This window comes from Bacterioplanes sp. CLAM21, from assembly GCF_059641015.1.
The window spans coordinates 1,162,146-1,175,991 of sequence record NZ_CM184929.1 but is presented as its reverse complement, the minus strand read 5'-3'; the positions used below and the strand labels follow the sequence as shown (position 1 = coordinate 1,175,991).

General features: G+C 53.9%; 14 protein-coding genes. 6 read left to right on the top strand and 8 right to left on the bottom strand.

Translation table 11 applies throughout. From position 1 onward, the window contains the following. Nucleotide 1 precedes the first annotated feature (1 nt). Genes AC55FS_RS05565 through mraZ form a run of 6 tightly spaced genes read right to left on the bottom strand, consistent with a single transcriptional unit; the run spans nucleotide 2 to nucleotide 6,198 of the window. Nucleotides 2-1,387 carry a UDP-N-acetylmuramoyl-tripeptide--D-alanyl-D-alanine ligase gene (locus AC55FS_RS05565; protein WP_496935081.1) on the bottom strand — a complete coding sequence of 462 codons (1,386 nt, stop codon included), beginning with the start codon at nucleotides 1,385-1,387 and terminating at the stop codon, nucleotides 2-4. Further along, nucleotides 1,377-2,834, bottom strand: a complete 1,458-nt coding sequence (locus AC55FS_RS05560; RefSeq protein WP_496935080.1) for a UDP-N-acetylmuramoyl-L-alanyl-D-glutamate--2,6-diaminopimelate ligase — start codon at nucleotides 2,832-2,834, stop codon at nucleotides 1,377-1,379. Before AC55FS_RS05560 ends, AC55FS_RS05565 begins: the two co-directional genes overlap by 11 nt. Beyond that, a complete protein-coding gene (locus AC55FS_RS05555) occupies nucleotides 2,821-4,554 on the bottom strand; it encodes a peptidoglycan D,D-transpeptidase FtsI family protein (RefSeq protein WP_496935079.1) in 1,734 nt (577 codons plus the stop codon). The genes AC55FS_RS05560 and AC55FS_RS05555 overlap by 14 nt, the downstream gene beginning before the upstream one ends. Beyond that, complete coding sequence (gene ftsL, locus AC55FS_RS05550; protein WP_496935078.1) at nucleotides 4,551-4,790, bottom strand: cell division protein FtsL; 240 nt, start codon at nucleotides 4,788-4,790, stop codon at nucleotides 4,551-4,553. The genes AC55FS_RS05555 and ftsL overlap by 4 nt, the downstream gene beginning before the upstream one ends. A 20-nt stretch (nucleotides 4,791-4,810) precedes the next feature. Continuing rightward, a complete protein-coding gene (gene rsmH / locus AC55FS_RS05545) occupies nucleotides 4,811-5,746 on the bottom strand; it encodes a 16S rRNA (cytosine(1402)-N(4))-methyltransferase RsmH (RefSeq protein WP_496935077.1) in 936 nt (311 codons plus the stop codon). Beyond that, complete coding sequence (mraZ, locus tag AC55FS_RS05540) at nucleotides 5,743-6,198, bottom strand: division/cell wall cluster transcriptional repressor MraZ (protein WP_496935076.1); 456 nt, start codon at nucleotides 6,196-6,198, stop codon at nucleotides 5,743-5,745. Before mraZ ends, rsmH begins: the two co-directional genes overlap by 4 nt. A gap of 385 nt (nucleotides 6,199-6,583) precedes the next feature. Here mraZ and AC55FS_RS05535 point away from each other — a divergent pair, with 385 nt between their 5' ends. Then, the gene (locus tag AC55FS_RS05535) at nucleotides 6,584-7,387 is read left to right on the top strand and encodes an ion transporter (RefSeq protein ID WP_496935075.1); all 804 of its coding nucleotides are present in this window, start codon (nucleotides 6,584-6,586) and stop codon (nucleotides 7,385-7,387) included. Here the strand turns inward: AC55FS_RS05535 and AC55FS_RS05530 are convergent. Beyond that, nucleotides 7,384-7,869, bottom strand: coding sequence for a hypothetical protein (locus AC55FS_RS05530; RefSeq protein ID WP_496935074.1), 486 nt, complete (start codon nucleotides 7,867-7,869; stop codon nucleotides 7,384-7,386). The genes AC55FS_RS05535 and AC55FS_RS05530 overlap by 4 nt on opposite strands. 69 nt (nucleotides 7,870-7,938) lie before the next feature. Next, a complete protein-coding gene (gene bioA / locus AC55FS_RS05525; protein WP_496935073.1) occupies nucleotides 7,939-9,243 on the bottom strand; it encodes an adenosylmethionine--8-amino-7-oxononanoate transaminase in 1,305 nt (434 codons plus the stop codon). A gap of 141 nt (nucleotides 9,244-9,384) precedes the next feature. Here bioA and bioF point away from each other — a divergent pair, with 141 nt between their 5' ends. The 5 genes from bioF (at nucleotide 9,385) to AC55FS_RS05500 (ending at nucleotide 13,838) form a co-directional block, all read left to right on the top strand. Continuing rightward, entirely contained in the window at nucleotides 9,385-10,551 is a 1,167-nt protein-coding gene (bioF, locus tag AC55FS_RS05520) for an 8-amino-7-oxononanoate synthase (RefSeq protein WP_496935072.1), read from the top strand. Beyond that, complete coding sequence (locus AC55FS_RS05515; RefSeq protein WP_496935071.1) at nucleotides 10,548-11,231, top strand: alpha/beta fold hydrolase; 684 nt, start codon at nucleotides 10,548-10,550, stop codon at nucleotides 11,229-11,231. The genes bioF and AC55FS_RS05515 overlap by 4 nt, the downstream gene beginning before the upstream one ends. Beyond that, nucleotides 11,221-12,000 carry a malonyl-ACP O-methyltransferase BioC gene (bioC, locus tag AC55FS_RS05510; protein WP_496935070.1) on the top strand — a complete coding sequence of 260 codons (780 nt, stop codon included), beginning with the start codon at nucleotides 11,221-11,223 and terminating at the stop codon, nucleotides 11,998-12,000. The genes AC55FS_RS05515 and bioC overlap by 11 nt, the downstream gene beginning before the upstream one ends. 6 nt (nucleotides 12,001-12,006) lie before the next feature. Next, nucleotides 12,007-12,720 carry a dethiobiotin synthase gene (gene bioD, locus AC55FS_RS05505; protein ID WP_496935069.1) on the top strand — a complete coding sequence of 238 codons (714 nt, stop codon included), beginning with the start codon at nucleotides 12,007-12,009 and terminating at the stop codon, nucleotides 12,718-12,720. A 74-nt stretch (nucleotides 12,721-12,794) separates the two neighbouring features. Further along, a complete protein-coding gene (locus AC55FS_RS05500; protein ID WP_496935068.1) occupies nucleotides 12,795-13,838 on the top strand; it encodes a cyclic nucleotide-binding domain-containing protein in 1,044 nt (347 codons plus the stop codon). Nucleotides 13,839-13,846 lie beyond the last annotated feature (8 nt).

Sequence of the window (13,846 nt, the reverse complement as noted above, 5' to 3'; positions counted from 1 at the left end):
GTCAGTTGTCCTCGTTTTCTAACTGCAGCGCACGAACGACTTGGTCCATTTTTGCACTGCGAGAGCCCTTGACCAGCACCACATCGCCAGGCTGGGCATGTTGTTGTAAATACGTCACTAAAGCTTCCTGATCGGAAAAAACATGGCCTCCCTGGCCGTCATTATCCTGATTAAATGCTGCAACGGCGTGTACTGATAATTCGCCGCAAGCCAGCAATGAATAAATGCCGCGTTGCTGTGCATAACGCCCGACTTGCTGATGAGCCTCTTTCGCTCGCTCACCCAGCTCACCCATATCACCCATCACCAAAAAACCACGCCCGGCATCCGCTAATACATCGATGGCAGCACACATAGAGGCGGGATTGGCGTTATAGCTATCATCCAACAGGCGAATACCTGCGCTGGCGCTACGCCACTGCAAGCGCCCGGAAAATGCTTGGGCCAGATTTAAACCGCGCTGGATGTCCGCTAATGAGATATCAAGAGCCACTGCCGCTGCCGCCACGGCCAATGCATTTAGCACATTGTGACGTCCTAACAACGGCAGCTGTATATCACATTCACCCAGCGGACAATGCAGGCGGAAACTTACACCATCCAAGCTGCTAACAACTTGGCTGGCGTACACATCAGCATTGGCACTCAGGCCAAAGGTTAAATGCCCATGCTGTGCAGCGCGCTGTAGCCACTGGCTGCAATGGGGGTCGTCATAATTTAATACCGCACAGCCATCGTCGGCGAGGTAATCTAATAACTCGCCTTTGGTTTGCACTATGCCTTGTAACGAACCAAAGCCTTGTAAATGGGATTCGCTGGCATTGGTAATAATGGCGACATCGGCAGCCACTAAATTGGCGGTATAAGCTATTTCACCGACCGCACTGGCGCCCATTTCAATAACGGCAGCTTGATGCTCCGGTTGCAACGACAGCAGGGTTAATGGCACACCGATATGATTATTGAGGTTGCCTTGGGTCATCCAAGTCACGGCTGTTTGCTGCAACACCGACGCCATTAATTGTTTAACCGTCGTTTTACCGCTACTGCCGGTGATACCGACCACGGGACCTTCAAACTGTCGACGCTGCCAAGCAGCTAACTGGGCCAACGCAGTCAAGCTATTTTCCACCAGTAATTGGGGGATATCAGCCTCTATTTCGCGCTCCACCAGCGCCGCCACAGCACCGGCTGTTGCTGCTGCCACGACAAAATCGTGACCATCAAAGCGTTCACCACAAAGGGCCAAATACACATCGCCCGCTTGCAGTTTGCGACTATCGGTGCAGATGCTGCAGGCAATAACAGAGGATTTTTCTGCAGGCAAACGTACGATTTTTGCCTGCACAATATCAGCCAATTGCTGCAATGACAGGTCACGATACATCCGTCACCTCCGCTACGGGTTTAAAGCCCAACTCCGCTAATACCTCGGCATCGCTGTAAGGGCGTTTTTCACCACGGATATCCTGATACGGCTCATGTCCTTTGCCGGCAATAATGACGCCGTCACCTAGCTCAAGTTCGGCAATGGCGGCGGCAATGGCGGCGCGACGATCATGTTGCTGAATAAATGGCTGCGCTGCTGGCTCCTGCAGTACATCGGCAAAAATCTGCTGCGGGTCTTCAAAGCGCGGATTATCGTCTGTCAGCCAAACCTGATCTGCACCTGTCGCCGCTGCCCGAGCCATAGGTGCACGCTTGCTTCGATCGCGATCACCACCACAACCAAACACCAATAACAAACGCTTAAATTGCCCTCGACTGGCATTTAATACCGTCACCAACGCCTCTGGCGTATGGGCAAAATCTATAATGGCTTCTCGGCCAGCAGCATCGCGATAGCGTTCCATACGGCCAGACACCGGCTGTAACTGACATGCCGCGTGTACCAGTTGCTGCCAGTCATAACCACGACTCGCTAGGGCCACCATGGCCAACAAGGCATTGCTGACATTAAAATCGCCCGCTAACGGTAACCACAATTCAACATCACCCCAAGGCGAGCAAACCATTGCCGCCATACCACTGTCACAGGGCAAAATTTCAAAACACACATCGGCGCCAGAACGACCGACAGTCATCACTTTATTAGCCGCTAACGGCGAAGCAGCCAAACGACGTCCATAATCATCGTCGACACAAATCACCGCGGTATTGACCACATAGTCGGTAAATAATCGTTGCTTAGCCTGAAAATAGCTTTGCATGTCGCCGTGATAGTCGAGATGGTCTTGGGTCAGATTGGTCATGATGGCAACGTCAAAGCGCAATCCGGCCACACGCCCCTGATCCAATCCATGTGACGATACTTCCATCGCCGCCAGCGACGCACAGTGCGACAGCTCAGCTAAGCCGCGCATAATCACACTTAAATCTGCCGTGGTATTACGACTGGCAACCAGATCCGGCCACACGCCATTACCCAAAGTGCCGAGCACCGCACAAGGTTTGTGCAGCAAGGTGCTGAGCTGAGCAATGTAATGGCTTACTGAGCTTTTACCATTGGTGCCCGTCACGCCAATAAGGTCGACCTGGTGCACCTCGGGATAACGACGCCTGAGCCAATCGGGTAACGCCTGCAAATGGCCAATGCCAAACACCGGCACGCCCTCAATACATTGAAAGGCAGCGCCTTGCTCGACGATCACCGCTACGGCACCCTGTTTGATCGCCGCTTGCACATAATCTTGGCCATGACCGCTAGATCCCTGGCGGGCAATAAAAACGTCTCCCGCCGCGACGTCACGACTATCAACCAGCAGGTGATTGACCTCTCGATCCCACTCTGGCGGTACAAATAACTCTGGGCCTACCAGCTCACTTAACTTCATGCCGGCCCTCCGCCACTAAGGTTTCTATCCAATCCGGATCACGCTCATCCGGCAGCACTTGGCGCAAACGCAGCGCCTGGCCCATGATGCGCGAAAATACCGGAGCGGCGACTTCGCCGCCGTAATACTCTTGTCCTTGTGGTGCATCGACCACCACCACCAACACCAGCTCGGGGTCGGATACCGGGGCAACCCCTGCAAATACCGCGGTGTACTCAGAATCTTCATAACCAGCTTTACCCACCTTATGGGCAGTACCGGTTTTGCCTCCAACCCGATAGCCATCCACCCGGGCACGACGCCCGGTGCCTTTGGCCGAGGTAACGGTTTCCATCATGTCGATAACTTGGCGGGCAACGCGATCTGACATAACGCGCTTGCATTCGCCATCACGCTGCTCTGGCATAATTAAATGCACCGGCAGACGACAGCCCTGTTCGGTAAAGGTGGTATAGGCCTGGGCCAGTTGTAGAGGTGTAACCGATAAGCCGTAGCCATAGGACACAGTGGCCAGCCGCAAATCGTCTAATTGTTCAGGATATGGCAGTCGCCCTACCGCTTCGCCAGGAAACCCCAGAACGGTGGTTTCACCGACACCAGCGTCAGCAAAAAATGACCAGATGGATTCAGGCCCAAGATGGTGGGCTAGTTTGACCACACCAACATTGCTCGATTTAGTGATGATGCCGGTAATATCGAGTACGCCATAATTGCGATGATCGCGTATGGCTTTGCGTTTGACGCGGATATAACCGGGCGAGGTATCAATTTGACTGCTGCTACGGTATTGACCCGATTCCAATGCTGCCGCTACGGTAAAAGGCTTCATGGTTGAGCCTGGCTCAATCAGGTCGGCAATGGCGCGGTTGCGCATATGCTCGGCTTTCAAGGTGGCGCGGTTATTGGGGTTATAAGACGGCTGATTCACCAATGCCAAAATGTCGCCATTGCGCGCATCCAGCAGCACGGCAGCACCGGCTTTGGCGTTATGAGCCGCCACCGCCGCTTTTAATTCACGATAAGCGATGTATTGCAGACGCAGATCTAAGGTCAGGCGTAAATCAGAGCCTGGTTTAGGCACCTGGGTCACCTGCACTTGTTTGACCACATTGCCAAACAGATCTTTGACCACTTCTCTAGCGCCATCTTCGCCGCGCAGGTATTCATCGTACGCCAGCTCTAAGCCTTCTTGGCCTCGGCCATCAATGTTAACAATGCCCAATAACTGAGCTGTGACTTCGGCAGCTGGATAAAAACGACGAAAGGCGTCATCGCCGTAAATACCGGCGATGCCTAAATCCAATACTTGCTGTGCTTGCTCAGGCGGCATTTGACGTTGCAAGTACATGAATTCACGGCGCTTATTGATGGCGGCCTGCACTTGCTGACGCAGGTCCTTAGCCGACATATCTAACGCTTTGGCAATCTCACCAATCCGCGAAGGATCAACTTGCTGCGGGTTGAGCCACAAGGTCACAACCGGGGTGCTGACGGCTAACGGCCGACCATGACGGTCAACAATAGAACCACGCGTCGCCGGCTGGGTTTCATGACGAACCGTGCGCTGTTCACCTTGCTCAAATAAAAATGGCTGACTGACGGTATGCAACATCACCAGACGTGCCTGAATCACAGCCAACAGCAGCACAAAAGCGCCCAGCACCAGCGCCATGCGCCAGCGAGCAATATGATGCGGTTTCGACTGTGGCTCTGAGCTCATGGCATCAGCACCTGTATTTGTTGCGGATCTGTCATGTTCAACTGTTCTCTGGCTAAACGATCAATGCGCCCATGGGCGGTCAATGTGCTTTTTTCCAGTACTAAGCGGGTATGTTCCTGTAGCAGCTGCAAACGCAAGGCATCCTGTTGCTGCCAAACCACCAGCCACTGGCGGTGGTTATGGGCGCTGACCACCTGTGCCACGGCACTGATCAGCACCAACAGCCACACTGCCATTGCCGCCACCGGCAAACGCATCAGGGCAAACGCTCAGCAATACGCAGCACCGCACTGCGGGCACGACTGTTGATCGCCACCTCGTCATCAGTGGGCATAATGGCTTTGCCAACCCGTTTCATAGTGCGACCCAGCTGGTCATCGGGCAGCGGGATACCGGGTGGCAATTCACGGCCTTTTTCCTGGCGACGAATAAAACGCTTCACCATACGGTCTTCCAACGAATGGAAGCTGATCACCGCCAAGCGCCCCTTGGCCGTCAATAGATCAACACTGTCGGCCAGCACCTGTTCGAGATCGCCCAGTTCGTTATTAACGGCAATGCGAATGGCCTGAAACGCCCGAGTAGCCGGATGTTTATGCTTTTCCCAGGCCGGATTGGCCGCTTTGATCAGCTCAGCCAGTTGATGGGTGGTGGTAATTTCCTCTTCCGCACGGGCTTTGAGCAGCGCTCTGGCCATGCGTTTGGCAAAGCGCTCTTCACCGTATTCCTTCAACACCCGCACAATCTCGGCTTCATCCGTGCTGGCCACCCACTCAGCGGCACTGATGCCGGACGTCGGGTCCATGCGCATGTCCAAAGGGCCATCGCGCAAGAAGCTAAACCCTCGACTGGCATCATCCAGCTGCGGCGACGACACTCCCAAATCGAGTAAAATTCCGTCGACCTGCTCGATACCAAGTCGTGCCAGCTCCGACTTCATATCAGCAAAGCTGGCTTTAACGATGGAAAAGCGGGCATCTTCCTGTGCCAGCTCTTCACCGGTGGCAATAGCTTGCGGATCTTTATCGAAGCCGATTAAACGACCGCCAGCAGACAGTTTGCTGAGCAATAAACGGCTGTGACCACCACGACCGAACGTGCCATCGACGTACACACCGTCATCACGCCACACGCAACCCTCAACGGTTGGCTCCAGCAGCACTGTGGTGTGTTTAAATTCATCCAAATTCATAATGACAGGCTCAGTATCTCTTCCGGCAGCTGCTCTGGCTGGCTGACCATTTCTAAATATTCATCGCGCCGGCTGTGCCACAGAGCTTTGCTCCACAGTTCGAGCTTCTTGCCCTGGCCGACCAGCACGGTCTCTTTGTCCAGTTGTGCGTATTCACGCAAGTGTTGTGGCAACAGCACACGGCCGTTATTGTCCGGTTCCAAGTCCGTAGCGTGCCCTAACAGCAAGCGCTGAATGCGTCGCGCCGCCGGGTTAAAGCTTGGCAAGGCTTCAATTTTGGCCTGAATGACATCCCACTCCGGCAAGGGGTACAGCAACAAGCAGCGTTCTTCGGTATCTATGGTGGCCACCAATTGTCCAGCACAAAGCTCCGACAATGGCTGCCGATACTTAGTCGGCACTGCCAGTCGGCCCTTGGCGTCCAGATTTATGGTGTGCAGCCCCCGGAACATGTGCCATTCCTGTGTTGAGGTGGGTGTTCACTAACCACGCTAAAACCACAATTACCCACAATTACCCACTGAGCGACACTATAGGAAGGGGTCAGGCCTTTTGCAAGCTGCCATCAGGCCCGTAGCCATGGGATTTTTGTTAGGTGCGACAAGGACTTAGCTAGGTTTCAAGCAATCGTGGGGAAAAGTGGCAGGTAAAAAATGATGTGTCTTTTATGAACTGCAGCACAAAGTTAAAGTAAGTTGTGAAGTTAGTACCCACCAACCTAAAGAAACATCAGCTTTTGTAAAAAGTGATCACTAACTCACATATCAACAGATATAGGCAAGGCAATCACAGCCGGAGTAGAATCGCGCCGTTCGAAATATTCAGCAGTGAGACCGTATGACCATTCAGCAACTTCAGGATGCCTCGCAACGATTGCGCGACAACAAAGCGTTTGAGCTCTTTGTTGTTACCATCATCATTTTGTCGGCCCTTCTGATCGGCGCCAAGACTTACCGCATTCCAAACTCGTTGATGACACTGATACGATGGATGGATGTCGGTATCACCTTGATTTTCCTGTTTGAAATCGTGGTTCGCTTTATTGCCGAGCCCAATAAAAAACGCTTTTTTCACAGCGGCTGGAACGTCTTTGACACCCTAGTGGTGGTCATCAGCCTGATTCCTGTCGACGATACTGAAATGGCGCTGATTGGCCGTCTGGTACGGATTTTCCGGGTACTGAGGATGGTCTCTATCATTCCAGAGCTGCGCACCCTGCTGAACTCACTATTACGAGCACTGCCGCAGCTAGGCTATGTGCTGCTGCTGATGTTTATCATCTTTTATATCTATGCCGCGGTAGGAGCGACCTTCTTCGCCCATATCAACCCAGAACTGTGGGACGATATTTCCATTTCCATGCTGACACTGTTTAGGGTCATGACCTTTGAAGACTGGACCGACGTCATGTACGAAACCATGGCAGTGTATCCGTTGTCGTGGATTTATTACCTCACCTTTATCTTCCTGACGGCCTTCGCTTTCCTCAACATGGTGATCGGTATTGTCGTCAATGTATTAGAAGACGAGCACGCCCGTGAACGTGCCGAGCAGGACGAGGCCGACGGCAAAGTCACCTTAGAAGACCTGCAGGAAGAAATTAAGGAGCTAAAGGCCTTGCTACAATCCAAGCCGCACTAAGGTGCGACTGGATTACAGCTGGCCGGTGCATCCGGCATGGCACAGGCGCTGCGAGTCAGCGCCAGAAAACCACCTAGGGATAACAGCAACACGGCACAGGCTGCCAAAATGGCCACCGGATAATATAAGTTACCGGCTAAATCCAACTGGCTGTATTTGATAATCATAATTAAGGCTTCCAGCACCAAAGCAATGCACACGGTGCCGACAAAGCGCGAAATCGTACGGCGAATATTCTCAAAAATACTCTCACCGGCCTCTTCTGCGGTGTATTCCTTACTCACCCCTAAGCCAAGCTCATACATCGCCAACGCTATTACCAGCGTATTAATCGACTTGACCACCAGGGTGACAAACTCGGTATCACCAGCCCATGCCCCGTCAATAAAGGACCACAGCGACCAACCCACCAACATCACAGCCAAGCAATGGAACAAAGCTGAAAACAATAACGCAAAGCCAATTCGGTAATTATGAAACATCTTCCCCTCCTGTCGTCGTGCTGCTACGACGAAGCAAACAGACAGAAGTTCGATTGGCTAAACTTATCCTTACACAGTCATTTGCCTAAGCGCTGCCAGTATTCCGTTGGTTAACTGCTGCAGCTGTTCATCCTCAATGACAAAGGGCGGCATCACATAGACCAGTCGGCCAAATGGCCGAATCCAGATACCTTGTTCAACACAGGCCGGCTGCAAGCGTGCCATGTCGACATCCTGCTGCATTTCAATCACACCGATAGCACCGCGTACCCGCACATCGGCCACCTCGGGCAAGGATTGCGCTGCAGCGAGCCCTTGCAATAAGCCTTGTTGCAGACGCTCAACTTGCTGCTGCCAATTGTTTTCAAGCAGCAGGTCGATGCTTTCACAGGCCACCCGGCACGCCAGTGGATTGGCCATAAAGGTTGGCCCGTGCATAAAGCAGCCAGCCTCACCAGCAGAAATGGTATCGGCAACCTGTTGCGTGGTCAGCGTTGCCGCCAGAGTCATATAGCCGCCGGTTAAGGCTTTACCCAAGCACATAATGTCAGGCGCAATCTCGGCATGTTCGCAGGCAAACAACTTACCACTGCGACCAAAACCGGTAGCGATTTCATCGGCGATTAACAGCACATCGTACTGATCACACAGCTCACGAGCACGGCGCAAATAATTTGGGTGGTAAAAGCGCATACCACCCGCCCCTTGAACAATGGGTTCAAGTATCAAGGCGGCTATCTGCTGATGCTGCTGCTCCAGCATGGTCGCCAATGGCATGATGTCTGCCTCATCCCAGTCGTCATCAAAACGGCATTGCGGTGCTGGTACAAATAACTGCTGTGGCAACAAACCAGTAAATAAACTGTGCATACCGCGGGTGGGATCGCACACCGACATAGCCCCCAGGGTATCGCCATGATAGCCACGCTCTAATGCCAGCAGTCGGGTTTTGCCGGTTAAGCCGCGCGCCTGCTGATATTGAATGGCCATTTTGATCGCCACTTCCACCGACACGGAACCAGAGTCGGCAAGAAACACTTTGTCCAGCGGTTCAGGGGTTAAAGCCACCAAACGCTTGCTCAGCTCCACCGCTGGCGCATGGGTCAGACCACCGAACATGACATGACTCATATGCTGCAGTTGCGACATAGCCGCCTGATTTAAACGCGGATGATTGTAACCGTGTACCGCGCACCACCAAGACGCCATGCCATCGATCAACTCACGGCCATCGGCTAAACGAATATGAACACCCGCAGCCGCAGCCACCGGCCACACAGGTGCGGGTTCAGTCATGGAACTGTAAGGGTGCCAGATATGCTGACGATCAAACTCCAGATCGACCTGATCAGCGACGGGGGCAGTAAACGACATAGTTGCTCCTTTATCTCCGGCCAGTAAACTTGTAAACCTGATTGCCATTGACCGGTTAACAGCGCTCATTATGATGAGCCACTACGCAGCTGTCGATGAACCCGAGAGGCGACAGTTTACCAACGGTTAGGCGACAACTTCATGATCTGGCAGCAACGCATCGACACTGCCCTGCAGCAACGACGACAACAACATCTGTGGCGGCAAAACGCGCAAATCGACAGCGCCCAAGGGGTCTTGGTTAAGCGCGATGGCCGTACACTGCTGAATTTTTGCTCAAATGATTACCTTGGTCTGGCCGGCATGGGTGGCCCTGCCCTGGCACAGGCGGCCCAGCAATGGCAGCTGGGCAGTGGTGCATCGCATCTGGTGTGCGGCCACAGCCGCGCCCATGATGAGTTAGAACAAGCCCTGGCAGCTCACACTGGCTACCAGCGTGCACTGTTGTTTTCTACTGGCTATATGGCCAATCTCGGCGTCATCAGTGCGCTGGCACAACGTGGTGATCATATCTGGCAAGACAAACTCAATCATGCCTCGTTACTGGACGGTGCCCAGCTCAGTCGCGGCCGTTTGCATCGCTACCGTCACAACGATGTCGAACACCTGCAGCAGCTACTGGATGTCCACCAGCAACATACCGGTGCTCATTTGATCGTCAGCGACAGCATTTTCAGCATGGACGGTGACTGCGCTGACCTAACAGGCCTGGTCAACATGGCTCAGCAGCATGACGCTTTATTGATGATCGATGACGCTCACGGCTTTGGGACATTAGGCAATCATGGCGAGGGGGCCAAGGTGGCCTTCAATATCAGTAGCACTGAACTGCCCGTCTACGTTGGCACACTAGGTAAAGCGCTGGGCGGCTTTGGCGCTTTTGTCGCCTGTGATCACCATCTAGCCGATTATCTTGTGCAATTTGCCCGCTCTTACATTTACACCACCGCCCTGCCGCCCGCTCTAGCCGAGGCCATGCACAGCCAGCTTCAGCGCTTGCAGCAGGGCGATTTACAACAACAATTGAATGCCAATATCGCGCTTTTTCAGCGCCTGGCTCAAGCCGCCGAATTACCTTTAATGCCATCGCAATCGGCCATACAACCACTGGCGGTGGGCGATAGCGAGCGCGCCTTGTGGCTAAGCCAACAGCTGTTGCGACAAGGCTTTTGGGTCAGTGCTATCCGGCCTCCGACCGTGCCGGTTGGCAGCGCGCGTTTACGTATCACCCTCAGTGCCGCACATCAGCCAGAACACATCAGCCAACTGGTGGACCGTTTGCAGCTGTTGCTGGAGAGCCATCCATGAGCTGGCAGTGTCTACAGCACAACCCTGGCCAGCAGCAATGGTTATGGTGGCCCGGATGGGGCTTTAAACCGCAAGTATTTGAACACCTGTATCAGCAGCTACCTGGTCAGCACTGGGGTTTGCACTACCCAGCTGGCGATATCAGTGCCGCTGATTTTATTTCCCAGGCAGTGGCCGAGTTACCGGCACAGGGCATCTGGGTCGGCTGGTCGTTGGGCGGGGCTTTAGCCTGTCAGGCTGCCACTGTTGCCAGACCAGAACACTCGCCTCAGCAACTCATTAGCTTGGCGACGGGCCGTCGGTTTGTTGGCACTGGTATGTCGGTCGATGACTACCAAGCGTTTACTCACAGCCTGCAGCAACAACCGGCGCGCACGGCACAGCGCTTCTTAGCTCTGGCCTGTCGCGGTGCTAGCGATGCCCGCCAACGCGCCCGCCAGTTAGCCAACTATCAAATCGACGATAGCGCTATTTTGTTGCACACCCTGCCTTGGCTCGAATACCCGGAACTGGCCAATGTCATCCAAGCACAGCATTGGTGTGGCCAAGACGATGCCTTGGCACCGACGGGTTTTGACTACCAGTTATGCGGCTCCAGCCATGCCTTCTTTGCCGGCAGTGATCAAGCGCAGGTGTTAGCAAGGCTCAAAGCACTGATCGAGGGCCATCATGAGTCGTGATAAGCGCCTGGTGGCGCTTCAATTCAGCCGTGCCGCGACCAGCTACGATGCGGCAGCTGAGGTCCAGCAGTTCGCGTTAAATCAACTGCTGCAGTTATTGCCAGCTCAGCTGTCTGGTCATTGGTTGGATATGGGCTGTGGCACCGGTGCCGCGGTAGCACCATTACTAGAAAAAGGCACCATCCAGCTAACCGGCATCGATATGGCAGCCGGTATGCTGCAACAAGCGCAGCAAAAATATCAAAACTCACAGCTGAGTTGGCTACAGGCCGATGCCGATCAGCTGCCGCTGGCAGATGCCACGGTGGAAGGCGTTGTTTCCAGCTTGATGCTGCAGTGGAGCGAAACACCGGCATCAACGTTAAGGGAATGGCAGAGGGTGCTAAAACCCGGTGGAGTGCTCGCTGTCGCCAGTTTACTGCCCGGCACTCACCAGGAGCTGCAACAAGCTTGGCAAGCCATTGATCAACGTCCCCACGTCAATCGTTTCTCCAGCCAAGAGGATATCTTTCGTGCTATCAATGACGCAGGGCTTATATTGGAGCAACAGCAGCAGCGCTGTTATACCCAGTGGTTTGCTGGCCTGACGCCACTGCTGCGAAGCCTGAAGGCGATTGGTGCAACCAATGTTAACCCTGGCCGGGCCAGCGGTTTAGGCGGCAGGCTAGCCCTGCAGCAACTGCAACATCACTACCCCAAAGACTCACAGGATCAGTACCCGCTGAGCTATCAGCTGCATTGGTGGCTGGCCCGCAAACCACTCGAGTAACCCATCATGGCCCGTTATTTTGTTACCGGCACCGATACCGACGCCGGCAAAACCTTGATTTCTGCCGCCTTGTTGTACAAAGCCCAACGACAAGGCCTGAGCACCTTTGGCCTAAAGCCAATCGCCGCCGGCTGCGAGCAACGCCAGGGCGAATGGCAAAATGACGATGCCCGCCTGCTACGCCACTACAGCAGCCAAAGGCACGACTATCACGTGCACAACCCCATTGCTTTGCCCGCCGCCATCGCACCTCATATTGCCGCCGCTCAGCAGCAACGTTCATTATCGGTAAGCCAGCTGCTCAGTGCCTGTCAGCCTTCACTGGCGGTGGATGCCGACTTTACTCTGGTGGAAGGCGCCGGCGGTTGGCTGGTGCCGTTAAACGATGGCAGCCAAGGTGATATTGAAACCCTGGCCGACTTTGCCATACGCCTGGATATGCCTGTCATACTGGTGGTGGGACTAAAACTCGGTGCCATCAACCATGCTTTGCTAACAGCGCAAATGCTGCTCGCTCATGGCCGCCATGTCTGTGGCTGGGTCGCCAATGCAATACAGCCCAATATGACGGCACAAACCGAGAATATTGCCTTTCTGCACCGTTGGTTTAGCCAACACAATATCCCCTGCCTAGGACAAGTGCCGCACTGTGAAGCGATCGATGCATTCCAGCCCGATCAGCTCAGCGTCGTGGCCAATGCCCTGAGTTTGCCGGGCTAGCCCTGTATGTGACTGCCAGTCCTGACATTGCTTTGCTATGCTGTTAGAGAACCAACCATGCGAGTCGGGACCCCATGGCGGCAACAGCAAACGATACTTCCCCGGCGCCTCTGATTTCGCGCCTGCAACAGTTTGTGCCCTTTGACGAACTGTCTCCCGATGCGGTCAATGAACTGCTGCCGCATTTTCGTATCCAGGAACTGCCGCCTAAAAAAATGTTATTTAAACGTGGGCAGCAGGACCCTGAGTGTCATTTTTTACTCAATGGTGGTGTCGATTTAGCAGACGAGCAGTTTCATATTGAGGAGCTAAACGCCGACGATGACGAGAACTTTCTCGCCTTAGATGGCAGTCATCCCATTCATCGCTGTGCCGGTATCACCCGCTGCACCTGCACCATCGCCTCAGTTCCTCGTCAGTATCTGGATCTGATCACCACCTGGTCTGACCTGAGGCAATCCTACGAACAACTTGAAGATGACGATGGTGACTGGCTAGAAACCTTGCTGACTTCGGCGCTGTTTAATCGCATTCCTCCTGCCAATATTCAGCAACTGCTATGCCGTTTTGAAGAGCGCCAGGTGCAACTGGGCGACGTCATCGTGCGCGAAGGCGATGAAGGTGACAGCTGTTATGTCATTAAACAGGGCAAAGCCATCGTCAGTCGGGGCACTGAGCCTCATGTGGAAGTGCTGGCGGCGCTGGAACACGGCGCCTTGTTTGGCGAAGATGCGCTGATCAGCGATTTACCCCGTAACGCCACCGTCACCATGAGTTCGGCCGGCGAATTGATGGTCCTTAGCAAAGAAGATTTCACCACCTTGTTAAAACAGCCGGTGCTCGACTACATCGATGAGCACGAACTGGCAGACCTGATGGAAAATAGCGATACCGGCGTAGTGATGCTGGATGTGCGCAGTGAACGCGAAGCCACCACCAACCCCATTCAAAAAGCCAAGGTAATGCCGCTGAGCCAGCTGCGCAATCAGGTGTCGAAGCTGTCCGATGAGTTTGTTTATTTGCTGCAAGATGACAGTCGTGGAGAGGCCGCCGCTTATATACTGAGCGAAGCGGGACTGAAGACCTGCATCGTCAGGCACAAAGAAGCAGCCAACTGACATAAAAA